Source organism: Vreelandella sp. H-I2 (assembly GCF_052959335.1).
Genome location: NZ_JBRAMC010000003.1, coordinates 390,354 through 403,191, shown reverse-complemented (window position 1 = coordinate 403,191; position 12,838 = coordinate 390,354). Strand labels below are relative to the sequence as shown.

The window sequence follows — 12,838 nt, the reverse complement described above, 5'->3', positions numbered from 1 at the left end:
ATTGCCGACGCAATGGGTGACCTCTTGGCTAAGAGGCCCGTGTCAAACTATTAAGCGATGCTGGCCATGCTTTAGGCCGCATGCGCTCGGCGCTCAAGCAGGCTATCTCGACTGTAGCGGAGCAGAGGAGTTCCTCATCACGCCGAACTTGCTGTTCAAATGTCATCCGGCAGCGCCCCACGTCTGTGATATGCGCACTAATTTCCAACGCATCATCCAGACAGGCCGGTTTCGCGTAATGACAGGCCAAGCGGTATACCACTAGCTGCGTGCCTTCGTCTAGCAGCGTTTGTTGGTCAAAGCCCAGCTGGCGTAGCCATTCGCTCCGCGCGCGCTCCATAAACTTCAAATAGTTAACGTAGTAAACAATACCACCTGCGTCAGTATCTTCCATATAAACGCGCAGCGGCAGACGATAACCATTATTAATCGAATCACTCAAGGACGGCGCTCTCCTTCCATGTCGGTTGCCTGTTCGTGGGGTACACGTTCAAAGTGCAACCACGCCTGGCGAGTGACGACGCGCCCGCGTGGCGTGCGCATTATCAAGCCCTGCTGAATCAGATAGGGCTCAATGACATCCTCGATCGTATCGCGCTCTTCACTGATGGCAGCTGATAGCGAATCAATCCCCACCGGCCCACCATCGAATTTATCGATCATGGCCAGCAGCAATCGCCGATCCATGTGATCCAATCCGTGATGATCAACGTTGAGCATATTGAGTGCGGCGTCGGCCATGGCGACATCCACAACGCCGTTACCTTTCATCTCCGCATAGTCACGTACGCGCCGTAGCAGCCGGTTAGCGATTCGTGGCGTACCGCGTGAACGTCGGGCGACTTCAATCGCCCCTTCTTGGCTGGTTTCTACACCCAACAATCGCGCCGAGCGCGAAACAATTTCGGTCAGCTCTTCAAGGTTATAGAACTCGAGCCGCTGAACGATCCCAAACCGGTCTCGCAATGGCGAGGTCAATAATCCGGCCCGGGTGGTTGCCCCCACCAGCGTAAAGCGGGGCAAGTCCAGTTTAATAGAACGTGCCGCGGGCCCTTCGCCAATCATAATATCGAGCTGGAAATCTTCCATGGCAGGGTAAAGCACTTCCTCGACCACCGGTGACAGGCGATGAATCTCGTCGATAAAAAGTACATCTCCCGGTTCGAGATTGGTCAGCATGGCGGCTAAGTCGCCCGCGCGCTCAAGCACCGGACCAGAGGTAGATTTCATCCCTACCCCCATCTCGGTGGCAATGATATGTGCAAGGGTCGTTTTACCCAGCCCAGGAGGGCCGAATACCAGAGTGTGATCCAGGCTCTCATCGCGCAGTCGTGCGGCGCCAATAAAGATTTCCAACTGTTCGCGGACACGCGGCTGGCCAATATAGTCGTCCAGCCGCTTAGGGCGAATCGCGTAATCAAAGCGCCCCTCTCCTTGTTCAGGCTCAGCGGCGATCAGCCGATCGTGTTCTAACATAGGTGCTCTTCTTTATGGCGATTCAAAAGGTCTATTCACAAAAGTCTATCCACTATCCGCAATTTCGTACTCACACTGGTGCCTGCTTAGCCACTCATACGTTGGGTGAGCGCAGCTTTTATCAGCGCTTCGGTAGACTGATTGGGATCGATATCGGCAAGCATTTTCGACGCCTCAGTCAGTTTATACCCCAAACTAACTAGCGCGGCTTCCGCATCGGCAAGGCTATCGCGGGCAGGTACGCGGCCATTGGCGGCCTCAAGGGGCAATAGCGCGTTGCTACCATCTTCCCACTCTGGAAAACGATCACGCATTTCAATAATCAGCCGCTCGGCGGTTTTCTTACCCACCCCGGGCAGTTTAGTGAGTGCTTTACTGTCGTCGTCACGCACGCAGCGCATAAAGGCGTCTTCATCCATGCCGGACAGTATCGCAAGTGCAAGCTTAGGTCCCACGCCGTTTACTTTTATCAACGCACGAAAAAGAGCACGCTCATGCTCTCTACCAAATCCATACAGTAGGTGCGCATCGTCACGAATGGTGAGGTGTGTGAATAACGAAACTTGTTCGCCGACATTGGGTAATGCCACCAGCGTATTCATCGAGGTTTCCAGCTCATAACCAACACCATGGACGTCGATCACAATCCAGGGAGGTTGCTTTGCCATTATCTGGCCACTTAGCCGTCCAATCATAAATACGCTCATGCTGAGGTGAAAAACAATAGGGTGAAAAACAGATGTTTACTATAAAGCTACTCTGTACATGTGACCAGTTGTGTAGCGGCCGGAACAGAGGGAATTAAAGACGCCAGCGTCCGGTGGAACGTCGCCGTGCACGGGATGGCGTATCAGGCAGCCCATTGCCGCTATAGGCGTGGCCGCTATAAGCATGAGTTAGCGCAATGGCTAATGCATCAGCGGCATCGGCTTGAGGGGCGGCAGAAAGCAGCAGAATAGCCGTCACCATATGCTGAACCTGTTCTTTATCAGCCCCACCTTGACCAGTCACCGCTTGTTTGATTTGCCGCGCGGCGTACTCGGCAAGGGTTAAACCATGGTTGGCCATGCACACCAGCGCCGCCCCACGTGCTTGCCCCAGTTTCAGCGCAGAGTCGGGGTTCTTGGCCATAAATACCCGCTCGATAGCCACCTGAGAAGGACGATGCAAACCGACAACTTCGCTAAGTCCTGCATAGATTTGTGCCAATCGCTGTTCTAACGCTCCTTCAGCCGTACGAATACAGCCACTTGCCACATAGCAGGGTTTAACACCAACCATATCAATGACGCCATAGCCCGTTATCCGGGACCCTGGGTCAATGCCCAAAATACGAATGGGTGCGGCAGGCTTTTTTTCATCCATCTCGTTGGGGCTCTTGTAGGCTTTAGTCTTATAGGCTTAGACCGGAGTAACATACAAAAACACCGACGCCGTGGCGTCGGTGTTGGCTAAACGATCAAGCGTCTTATTCGGCTGCTGTTTCCGGCTTGGCTTTCTGGCGTAGACGGATATTCAAATCCTTCAACTGCTCGGGACTTACTTCGCCCGGTGCATTGGTCATTAAGCAGGCGGCACTTTGGGTTTTCGGGAAGGCGATGACTTCACGAATGGTCTTAGCACCGACCATCAACATTACCAGGCGATCCAAACCGAAGGCTAAACCGCCATGGGGAGGAGCGCCGTACTGAAGCGCATCCAGCAAGAAGCCGAATTTTTCTTGGGCTTCCTCTTCGCCAATACCCAATATCTCAAACACGGTGCTCTGCATGGTCTGATCGTGGATACGAATGGAGCCGCCGCCCAATTCGGTACCGTTGAGTACCATATCGTAAGCACGTGATAGTGCGTTCGCAGGATCCGCTTTCAGCTCTTCCGGTGTGCAAGAAGGCGCAGTGAACGGGTGGTGAAGCGGGCTAAGGCGGCCGTTGTCGTCAGCTTCAAACATCGGGAAATCGACGACCCATAGTGGCGCCCATTCCTGGGTGTAAAGCTCCAGATCTGCGCCTAACTTGACACGTAGCGCACCAATGGCTTCATTGACGATACGGGTTTTATCCGCACCGAAGAAGATAATGTCGCCGTCTTTAGCGCCCACCCGATCGAGCAACTCTTCAACGATATTTTCCATGAACTTCACGATCGGCGACTGCAGGCCCTCAAGCCCTTTAGCACGCTCGTTGACCTTGATCCACGCCAAGCCCTTGGCACCATAAATGCCGACAAACTTGGTGTATTCGTCGATCTCTTTACGCGACAGCTTGGCGCCACCGGGTACTTTCAATGCCGCGACACGACCATCATCAGCACTGGCCGGGCCAGAGAAGACTTTGAAATCGACTTGCTGCATCAGGTCGTCGACATCGGTCAATTCGAGCGGAATGCGCAGATCCGGCTTATCAGAGCCGAAACGGTCCATCGCTTCCTGCCAAGTCATGCGTGGGAATTCAGGCAATTCGGCGTTAAGCACATCTTGGAACAGCTGACGAATCATGGATTCCGTAATACCCATGATGTCGCTCTCTTCCACGAAAGACGCTTCGATATCAATCTGAGTGAACTCAGGTTGGCGATCGGCGCGCAGGTCTTCATCGCGGAAACACTTGGCAATTTGGTAATAGCGGTCAAAACCGGCCACCATCAACAGCTGCTTAAACAGCTGCGGCGACTGGGGGAGAGCAAAGAAACTGCCCGCGTGAGTACGGCTAGGTACTAGGTAATCACGGGCGCCTTCTGGGGTGGCGCGCGTGAGTACCGGTGTTTCGATATCGAGAAAGCCCTGGCTTTCCAGGTAAGCACGCACGTTGTGAGAAATGCTCGAACGCAAGCGCAGCTTCTCGATCATATCGGGACGACGAAGGTCGATGTAACGGTGCTTTAAGCGCACCTCTTCACCTACTTTGCCATGTTCATCCAGTTGGAAAGGCGGTGTAATCGCCGTATTGAGGACTTCCACCTCTTTCGCCAACACTTCAATCATACCCGTAGGCATGTTGGGATTTTGTGTACCTTCAGGACGCAGCCGTACGCGACCAGTGATACGCAGGACATACTCACTGCGGGCACGGTCGGCATTAGCGAACGCCTCGGCGGTATCAGGGTCGACCACGAATTGAGCGATGCCGTCGCGATCGCGCATGTCGAGGAAAATAACCCCACCGTGATCACGGCGACGGTGAACCCACCCGCATACCGTCACTGTTTGATCCACCAAAGTTTCGTTAAGCTGGCCGCAATAATGGCTGCGCATGTCAAATCCTGTTCTGTTACGTGGCAATTAAAATGTCGCGGGCGTCCCGACCCTGACTGCCGCAGTTATGCTGCGGCGCCTTTGTCACTGGGAGTAACGCTCTTGGGAGTAGCACTGGAATCACTTGATTTAGCAGTATCTGCAGAGGCAGTCTTACCGTCAGCGACCAAGTTCTTTTTGCTACCCGTTTTGAAATCGGTTTCGTACCAACCGCCGCCAGCCAGGCGAAAACCCGCCGCCGAGACTAACCTTTCCAACCCTTCGCTCTGGCAGGCGGGACAATCCTTCAACGGATCGGCGCTAATTTTTTGCAATTTTTCTAGGCGATGGCCACAGGCCTTGCACTCATATTCATAGATGGGCATGTTATTGGCTCCTAAAAAGCTCAACCCTGACAGATTCAGTACTGACAGACACAATCCTGGAAAACCAAGTGCTGAAAGAAAAGAACAATGGCGAACACAAACGCTGCCAGGCAACCAATATGTGGCCAGTCGGAATAAATTCCAAGGCTGCGGTTGATAAAGCGCCGCCATTATACCCTTTTGTGACCCCTGCCGAGCAAGGTTATGCAGCCTTCGGCAGTTAATGGAGAGAATAAAATGTCGCATGCCGTCATACTGGACGCCCAAAGCTTAGGCCCTGGGATAGATTTAAGCGCTATTAGGGCGTCGGTCACACACCTAGAGGTGTTTGAACAAAGTACCACCCAGCAGGCGCTTGAGCGCTTAACAAAGGCAGACATTGCGATTGTTAACAAGGTAGTGCTAGACGCTGAAACGTTGCAGCAACTGCCTAATCTCAAACTGATATGCGTGCTCGCCACGGGGCTCAACAATATCGATCTCGAAACGGCTAAAGCACAAAATATCAAGGTCAAAAACGTGGCGGCCTACGGTACCGCCAGCGTGTCACAGCATACATTGATGCTGATACTCGCCTTAGCCAACCGCCTCCCCCGCTATCAACGCGATGTCGCGGCTGGCGAATGGCAGCGCAGCGACTTTTTTTGTTTACAGGATTACCCAACGCTGCAACTGTCCGACAAACATTTGGTCATGGTGGGGCAAGGCGAACTGGGCACTGAAGTGGCGCGGTTGGCGGAAGCTTTCGGCATGTGCGTGACGTTTGCGGCCAGGCCGGGCAATGAAGCCAACGATCAGCGCCCCGCACTGGACGACCTGCTAGCCGACGCTGACGTGATTAGTTTGCACTGCCCCCTCAGTGATGCCACCAAACATTTGATTAATCGAGAGCGCTTGGCCAGGGCCAAGCCGTCCTTACTGTTGGTTAACTGCGCTCGCGGCGGGGTTATCGACGAGGTCGCTGCGCTTGAAGCGCTGCGCAGCGGCCAATTGGGCGGCTTGGGTGTTGATGTATTACCCTCAGAACCGCCTAAAGAAGGCCACCCGCTATTAGAAGCGCTCAGTGAGCCGCTCAATCTAATTGTCACGCCTCACAACGCCTGGATTACCCCCGAAGCGCGTCAGAATATTGTCAGCCTAACGGCTACTAATATCCGCGAATGGAAAAGCGTTTAAGTAGGAGATTTACCCTATCTCATGCTACCACTAGGGCTTGACCAGGCCCTAGTGAGTAGCGAAATGGCTGGGAGGACGGCAGTTATCCAGTACATCAAGTTCGACGTGGGTTACCTGCGCCCCTTCTGAGCCTTGCCATAGCCATTCGCTTAGTAGTTTGACGGCCTCAGGATGCCCGCACATTAAGACCTCAACGCGCCCATCTGGAAGGTTCTTAGCGTAGCCGGTAACACCCTGCTGAAGTGCCTTTTCATGGGTAGCGCGGCGATAACAAACACCCTGTACTTTACCGGTAACCAGGGCACGCACACAGCAATCGGTCATATCTTTCTCCTCGCACCAGAATGTTAAACAAACTCGCGCTTTACTATCACTGCACTGTTGCGCGGTATCAACGGGCGACCACGGCGCAACAGCAACGATCGCGTAAACGCTGCACCAAACAGCAGGATCAATGAGCTGTAGTAAACCCACAGCAAGATCATCACGACTGACCCAGCAGCACCATAGGTAGACGCCGTAGCCGTATAAGCCAGATAAATCGCAATCACACTGCGGCCAATGGTAAACAGCACGGCAGTCACAACGGCACCAATCAACACATCTTGCCAGCGAAGCATGACGTCGGGAAGCACCTTAAAAATGGTCGCAAACAGTAAGGTGACGACACCCAGCGAGATCAGCGACTCAACCGACGTCGTTAACAAACTGGCATAAGGCACTAGGTTATCGGCAGCTTGCAGCATTCCCCGCAGCACTACCCCCATCACTAATGAGACCAACAATATAAACCCAATGGAGAGCACTACCGTTAGCGACAATAGCCGACTTTTAATAAAGCGTAATACGCTGTTAGAGGTTGGCTTTGCCGTTACGCCCCAAATGGTATTAAGTGAAAACTGCATTTGAGCGAAGACAGTCGTCGCACCGATTACTAGCGCTCCCACACCTAACAGCGTAGGCAATAGGCCTGACTCCTCGATTCTCGACTGAGCAACGGCTTCTTGAATGGCGATAGCTGCATCCATGCCTAAGGTGCCCTGCAGTTGAGCGACGATTTGTCCTTGAGCTGCTTCTTCACCCATAACAACACCGATCACCGTGACCGCAATAATAATCGTAGGAGCCAGTGAGAAAAGCGTATAAAACGCAAGTGAGCCTGCATAACTAAAGGCATTTCGCTCCAACCATAGTGACGTGGCGTCTTGCACGACATTCCACCAAAAGATAGCTGTGCGTTTAATCATATTCACTTCCTGTGCCGTAGGTATGGAGGCCTTTTATAAACGTTATCAATCTTCTATTTTTCTAGCATACCGAACCACAGCGTTGAGCGCAGTTTTCTGGTACGTTGCATCATTAACACGACCAAACAAAAGGAAGCTTGGATGGCCATCGACGTTTCGCGCTCCGCTGCTGCCTGCGATTTCGACTGTTTGGTGTTTATTGGGCGCTTTCAGCCTCCTCACTTAGGTCACTTGGCGATTATTCGTGAGGCATTGAAGCGCGCTCGGCAAGTGATTGTCTTGGTAGGTTCATCTTGGCAAGCGCGTTCGTTGCGAAATCCATGGCAATTTGATGAGCGTCAGGCAATGCTCCGTGCAGGGTTTGGCGACGTGGATAATCAGCGCTTAGAAATTACCCCGTTATTGGACGCTCTCTACAATGATGATGTTTGGGTACGCGACGTTCAGCGCAAAGTACGCGATTTGGCCGCCCCGGCCAATGCACGCCTGCCCCGCATTGGTTTGATTGGTGCCAGCCGAGGTCAGTCAAGCTACTATCTTTCGCTGTTTCCTCAGTGGGAGTCGGTCAGTGTGCCGCCGGTGGAAGGGATTTCAGCGAGCCAAATTCGAGAGCGCCTATTTCGCTCTCCCAGTTCAACAAATGACTACCTGAGCACTGGCGCCTACCACGATTTACCGCCCGGCGTTGTCGAGAGGGTTAAAAAATTCTGCCACGCAAGCGCCTACCAGCGACTGCTCGAAGAACAACAGCTATTGGAACAATACCGCCAAGCGTGGGCTCAAGCCCCCTACCCACCTATTTTTGTAACGGTTAATGCGGTAGTGGTTCAGTCGGGGCACGTCTTGCTAGTGCGGCGCACAGCGGCACCGGGTGAAGGGCTTTATGCCTTGCCGGGAGGATTCATTAACCCCCACGAGCGGTTACTCGATGCCTGTTTGCGTGAACTTCGTGAACGCATACGCTTAAAGGTTCCCGAGCCTGTGCTCAAAGGCTCTCTGCGTGGTCAGCGCTTATTCGATGAGCCTCACCGCAGTTGGCGCGGTCGCACATTGGCGGAAGCCTTCTATTTTGCACTACGCCCTGATCAACAATTACCCCGTTTAAAGCCTATCAAAGGCGGCGACCATGCACGCTGGGTGGCGTTAGCTGATCTAGAGCCTGACAGTCTGTTTGAAGACCATTTTTTTATTATCCAAAACTTTTTGGGTTTGCCAGCCGATTTTGGCAGTAGCTAAACGGAGTAAGCGGTCGACAATATTTATCTTTGTGACCGATAGACCTGTGAATATTAGGCTTGAAGAAAGTCACGTGGCAGCTTCATCATTTGCCGCCACAAACGCTCTACTCCGGGTTTATGCACCATCGCGCAACGGTATAAGCGAATTTCCAAGGGTATATCCCAACTCTGGTCACCCGCTCTCACCAGTCGACCACTCTTCAACTCTTCACGAATGCAGAAATCAGGTATCCACGCCACACCAACGCCTTGTAGTACCATGCCCTTTAAACCTTCGGCCATGGCCGTTTCATACACGGTACGCAATTTCATACGCAACGGATCATTCTTCAGCAGCATACGCACACTGCGCCCTAAGAAAGCCCCCTGCGTATAGGAAAGATACGGTATGGAAGTGTCATGCTGGAGTGAAAACTTTGCTTTTCCCTGCGCATCTGGCAACGAGACGGGCAGCATATTGACCTTACCAATGGAAAAAGAGGGGAACACCTCGGCATCCAGTTGCATAGTGGCAAACGGGTCGTAATAGGCGAGCATAAGATCGCAGTTGCCCTCGCGGAGCACATGTATCGCTTCGCCCACGTTCATGGCAACTAAGCGAGTTGGCAGTTCCCCCAAACCTTGCTGCAGGCGCGAAATCCATGGCGGGTAAAAACTCAACGCCAGAGAGTGAGCTGCGACGATGTCCAACGCCTCATTGGCAATAGAAAGACCTCGTAAATGGCTAAGCGATTCATTTAATTGTTCGACCAAATTGCGCGCAGTCACCAAAAATAACTGCCCTTCCGGCGTTAACCCAATGGGGGTGGTTGAACGGTCTACCAAGGTAACATCAACAGCTTGCTCTAATGCCCGGATACGTCGACTAAACGCCGGCTGCGTGACATGTCGCTGGCGTGCTGAGGCAGAAAAGCTACGCGTATTGGCGAGCGCGACGAAGTCTTCTAGCCATTTTGTTTCAAGATTCACCCCAAGGCTCCTTGTTTTACCCATCGTGCACGCATATTGGTTCCCTTATTACGCTTTCTTTACTATTGAACTGGAGCCAGTAAATAGGCAGCCCGTGAGATCACTTTCTTCCACATTGGACGCTGGTTAATTTCATCAATATTCAAACGACGGCACTGTGCAAAATCATTTTCCAGCATAACCTGCACGCTGGCTGCAAAATCTTGACTAGGAATAAACGCGGTGATTTCAAAATTCAATCGAAACGAGCGATTATCTAAGTTTACTGTGCCAACGGTGGCTGCTTCGTTGTCTACTAGGATTACTTTTTGGTGTAGAAACCCAGGGAGATAACGGTATATTTTCACACCAGCTCTTAACATATCGGGTAAAAATGAGAATGCTGACAGAAAAACCAGCAAATGATCCGGGCGTTCAGGGATCATTACTCGAACATCTACCCCACGCATTGCCGCAAGGCGCAGAGCATCTTGAACCCCCTGGTCAGGGACAAAATAAGGGCTGGTTACCCATAACCGATGTTTGGCACTATGGATAACCTGTTGAACTAACAGGCTAGCGGTGTCCTGCCGATCAGCAGGCCCCGAGGGCACAATAACAACATGATGGTTTTTTGAGGAAGAAGCCTTTGCCATCCAATTCAGGCTAATCACCTCATCGGTAGCCCAGTGCCAATCTTCCCAAAACGCTTCCTGCAGCCCCAACACACTGGGGCCTTCAAGCTTCAGGTGAGTATCTCGCCAGGGTCCATGTCGAGCGTCCTCCCCCAAGTATTCGACGCCAACATTAAAACCGCCTATCCAGCCCTCTTTGCCATCAATTACCGTTACTTTGCGATGGTTGCGAAAGTTAAGCTGAAAGCGATGTTTTAGGCCCCGCGAGGAGCGAAAGGCGCTGACGGCCACACCATCATGGGTTAAATCATTAAGGTAACTATCGGGTAATTTACGACTACCCACTTCATCGTAGAGAAAATAGACGCGGACGCCGCGCTGGGCAGCGTGCTGTAAATGATCCTTTAGTTGTTGTCCAAGCGCATCATTGCGAACAATAAAAAACTGCAGCAGAACATAATCTTCAGCGCGAGCAATACCCTCAAAGAGACTTTCAAACGTCTCGGGGCCATCAATCAACAGCTTCGCATGATTGCCAAGGGTTAATGGCATCATGGCAAGTTGCTCAACCGCCTGTATATCTGCATTACCAGAGGGCGCAACATGCGGTTCTACATTGGCACGGTAACGAACCAGCACCCGGCGCAATACGTTGTCACGCTGTCCTCGGGCAGATACGTAACCATAAAACCGCGGGCGCCCAAAGAACCAGTAAGCGGGTACCGCAGCATAGGGGAACGTAAGCAGGGATATAATCCACGCCACGGCCCCCTGTGAGGTGCGACTAGACATCAATGCCATAATGGCTGAAACAACACCCAACAGGTGTATCAATAAGATACTGGTCCCCAGCAACCAGGAGGTCATAGCTACATCCTCATAAAGCCCTCACAAAGAACAGGGCCTCGCCGTTAGCGAGGCCCTTATGCGCTTAAAAACGAATGCGCTTAAAGCCTAATCAATCTTACCATTCCCGCTATGCCGACTGAGCAATAATCTCTTTCCATTTAGCCGGTCCAGTTTGATGGACTGAAGTCCCCTGACTATCAACGGCAACGGTCACCGGCATATCTTCCACTTCAAACTCGTAGATCGCCTCCATGCCCAGGTCTTCAAAACCCACTACTCGCGATTTCTTAATTGCTTGGGCGACCAGATAGGCAGACCCACCTACAGCCATTAAGTAAACTGCTTCATTGTCACGGATAGCATCAATGGCGGCTTGACCACGCTCTGCCTTGCCTACCATGCCTAATAGGCCGGTCTCTTCTAACATTGTGCGGGTAAACTTATCCATCCGCGTGGCGGTGGTCGGGCCAGCAGGGCCAACAACTTCATCTCTGATAGGATCAACCGGGCCGACGTAGTAAATAAACCGACCTCTCATGTCGACTGGCAACGGCTCACCCTTAGCCAGCATATCGACCATACGCTTGTGCGCAGCATCGCGACCGGTTAGTAACTTACCGTTCAATAGCAGCGTATCACCGGGCTGCCAGGTTTTGACTTCAGCAGGCGTCACGGTGTCGAGATTGACACGTTTAACGTTATCACCTGCTTCGCGAGTGATTTCCGGCCAGTCTTCAAGCTTCGGCGTTTTTAATGACGCAGGCCCTGACCCATCAAGGGTAAAGTGGGCATGACGCGTCGCCGCACAGTTGGGAATAATTGCGACCGGCTTGTTGGCCGCATGGGTAGGATAATCTTTAACTTTAATATCCAGCACGGTGGTTAAACCACCTAACCCTTGCGCGCCAATACCGCTCTTATTGACCTTATCAAATAGTTCCAAGCGTATCTCTTCGGCGCGATTACTGGGGCCCCGCGCCTGTAAATCCTGGATATCGATAGGATCAAGCAGCGCTTCTTTGGCAATCATCATGGCTTTTTCAGCAGTGCCACCGATACCAATACCCAGCATCCCAGGCGGACACCAGCCTGCGCCCATCTTCGGCAGCTGTTCCATTACCCAATCGACAACACTGTCGGAAGGGTTAAGCATGGCAAATTTAGACTTGGCTTCACTCCCCCCACCTTTTGCGGCTACGTGAATATCCACGCTGTCGCCAGGCACAATCTGGTGGTGGATAATCGCAGGGGTATTGTCTTTGGTGTTAGCCCGTTTCCCGTCAGGATCTGCCAGTACTGAGGCACGAAGGACATTGTCAGGCAATAGATAAGCGCGACGAACACCTTCGTTGATCATGTCGTCCAGGCTCATGTCCGCTTCCCAGGTAACGTTCATACCCACGTGAACAAACACGGTGACAATACCGGTGTCCTGGCAAATTGGGCGGTGACCTGTGGCACACATACGCGAATTAATCAGAATTTGCGCAATAGCGTCTTTAGCAGCGGGGTTCTCTTCACGCTCGTAGGCGGCCGCCATGGCGTCAATAAAATCTTTAGGATGATAGTAAGAGATGTACTGCAGAGCATCGGCAACGCTTTGAATAACGTCGTCCTGGCGAATCACGGTCATGGACTAACAGCTCCTAGGTTA

The 12,838-nt window shown here is 52.3% G+C and carries 13 protein-coding genes; 2 read left to right on the top strand and 11 right to left on the bottom strand.

Going from position 1 to position 12,838, the window contains the following annotated elements:
* Positions 1 to 28: 28 nt before the first annotated feature.
* From ybgC to ACUVOF_RS09820, 6 genes are all read right to left on the bottom strand, one after another.
* Complete coding sequence (gene ybgC, locus ACUVOF_RS09845; RefSeq protein WP_447044185.1) at positions 29 to 442, bottom strand: tol-pal system-associated acyl-CoA thioesterase; 414 nt, start codon at positions 440 to 442, stop codon at positions 29 to 31.
* Positions 439 to 1,476 (bottom strand): Holliday junction branch migration DNA helicase RuvB, encoded by a 1,038-nt coding sequence (ruvB, locus tag ACUVOF_RS09840; RefSeq protein ID WP_447044184.1) that lies wholly within the window; start codon positions 1,474 to 1,476, stop codon positions 439 to 441. The genes ybgC and ruvB overlap by 4 nt, the downstream gene beginning before the upstream one ends.
* A gap of 86 nt (positions 1,477 to 1,562) precedes the next feature.
* Positions 1,563 to 2,171, bottom strand: a complete 609-nt coding sequence (gene ruvA, locus ACUVOF_RS09835) for a Holliday junction branch migration protein RuvA (protein WP_447044183.1) — start codon at positions 2,169 to 2,171, stop codon at positions 1,563 to 1,565.
* A 106-nt stretch (positions 2,172 to 2,277) separates the two neighbouring features.
* The gene (ruvC, locus tag ACUVOF_RS09830; RefSeq protein ID WP_447044182.1) at positions 2,278 to 2,841 is read right to left on the bottom strand and encodes a crossover junction endodeoxyribonuclease RuvC; all 564 of its coding nucleotides are present in this window, start codon (positions 2,839 to 2,841) and stop codon (positions 2,278 to 2,280) included.
* Between the two features lie 103 nt (positions 2,842 to 2,944).
* Positions 2,945 to 4,726, bottom strand: a complete 1,782-nt coding sequence (gene aspS / locus ACUVOF_RS09825) for an aspartate--tRNA ligase (RefSeq protein ID WP_447044181.1) — start codon at positions 4,724 to 4,726, stop codon at positions 2,945 to 2,947.
* A gap of 65 nt (positions 4,727 to 4,791) precedes the next feature.
* Positions 4,792 to 5,091, bottom strand: a complete 300-nt coding sequence (locus tag ACUVOF_RS09820) for an FmdB family zinc ribbon protein (RefSeq protein WP_113267889.1) — start codon at positions 5,089 to 5,091, stop codon at positions 4,792 to 4,794.
* Between the two features lie 237 nt (positions 5,092 to 5,328).
* Between ACUVOF_RS09820 and ACUVOF_RS09815 the strand changes: the two genes are divergently transcribed.
* On the top strand, positions 5,329 to 6,267 hold the full coding sequence (locus ACUVOF_RS09815) for a D-2-hydroxyacid dehydrogenase (protein ID WP_447044180.1): 939 nt from the start codon (positions 5,329 to 5,331) through the stop codon (positions 6,265 to 6,267).
* 48 nt (positions 6,268 to 6,315) lie between these two features.
* Here the strand turns inward: ACUVOF_RS09815 and ACUVOF_RS09810 are convergent, their stop codons facing one another.
* Both ACUVOF_RS09810 and ACUVOF_RS09805 read right to left on the bottom strand, forming a co-directional pair.
* On the bottom strand, positions 6,316 to 6,591 hold the full coding sequence (locus ACUVOF_RS09810) for an acylphosphatase (protein WP_447044179.1): 276 nt from the start codon (positions 6,589 to 6,591) through the stop codon (positions 6,316 to 6,318).
* Between the two features lie 23 nt (positions 6,592 to 6,614).
* Positions 6,615 to 7,514: a YihY/virulence factor BrkB family protein gene (locus ACUVOF_RS09805; RefSeq protein ID WP_447044178.1), complete on the bottom strand. Its 900-nt coding sequence runs from the start codon at positions 7,512 to 7,514 to the stop codon at positions 6,615 to 6,617.
* Between the two features lie 141 nt (positions 7,515 to 7,655).
* Here ACUVOF_RS09805 and ACUVOF_RS09800 point away from each other — a divergent pair, with 141 nt between their 5' ends.
* Positions 7,656 to 8,750 (top strand): bifunctional nicotinamide-nucleotide adenylyltransferase/Nudix hydroxylase, encoded by a 1,095-nt coding sequence (locus tag ACUVOF_RS09800; RefSeq protein WP_447044177.1) that lies wholly within the window; start codon positions 7,656 to 7,658, stop codon positions 8,748 to 8,750.
* A gap of 53 nt (positions 8,751 to 8,803) precedes the next feature.
* Here the strand turns inward: ACUVOF_RS09800 and ACUVOF_RS09795 are convergent, their stop codons facing one another.
* From ACUVOF_RS09795 to ACUVOF_RS09785, 3 genes are all read right to left on the bottom strand, one after another.
* A complete protein-coding gene (locus ACUVOF_RS09795; RefSeq protein WP_113267893.1) occupies positions 8,804 to 9,721 on the bottom strand; it encodes a LysR substrate-binding domain-containing protein in 918 nt (305 codons plus the stop codon).
* Between the two features lie 62 nt (positions 9,722 to 9,783).
* Positions 9,784 to 11,202, bottom strand: a complete 1,419-nt coding sequence (gene cls / locus ACUVOF_RS09790) for a cardiolipin synthase (RefSeq protein ID WP_447044176.1) — start codon at positions 11,200 to 11,202, stop codon at positions 9,784 to 9,786.
* Positions 11,203 to 11,311: 109 nt separating this feature from the next.
* A complete protein-coding gene (locus ACUVOF_RS09785; protein WP_447044175.1) occupies positions 11,312 to 12,817 on the bottom strand; it encodes a fumarate hydratase in 1,506 nt (501 codons plus the stop codon).
* Between the last annotated feature and the right edge of the window lie 21 nt (positions 12,818 to 12,838).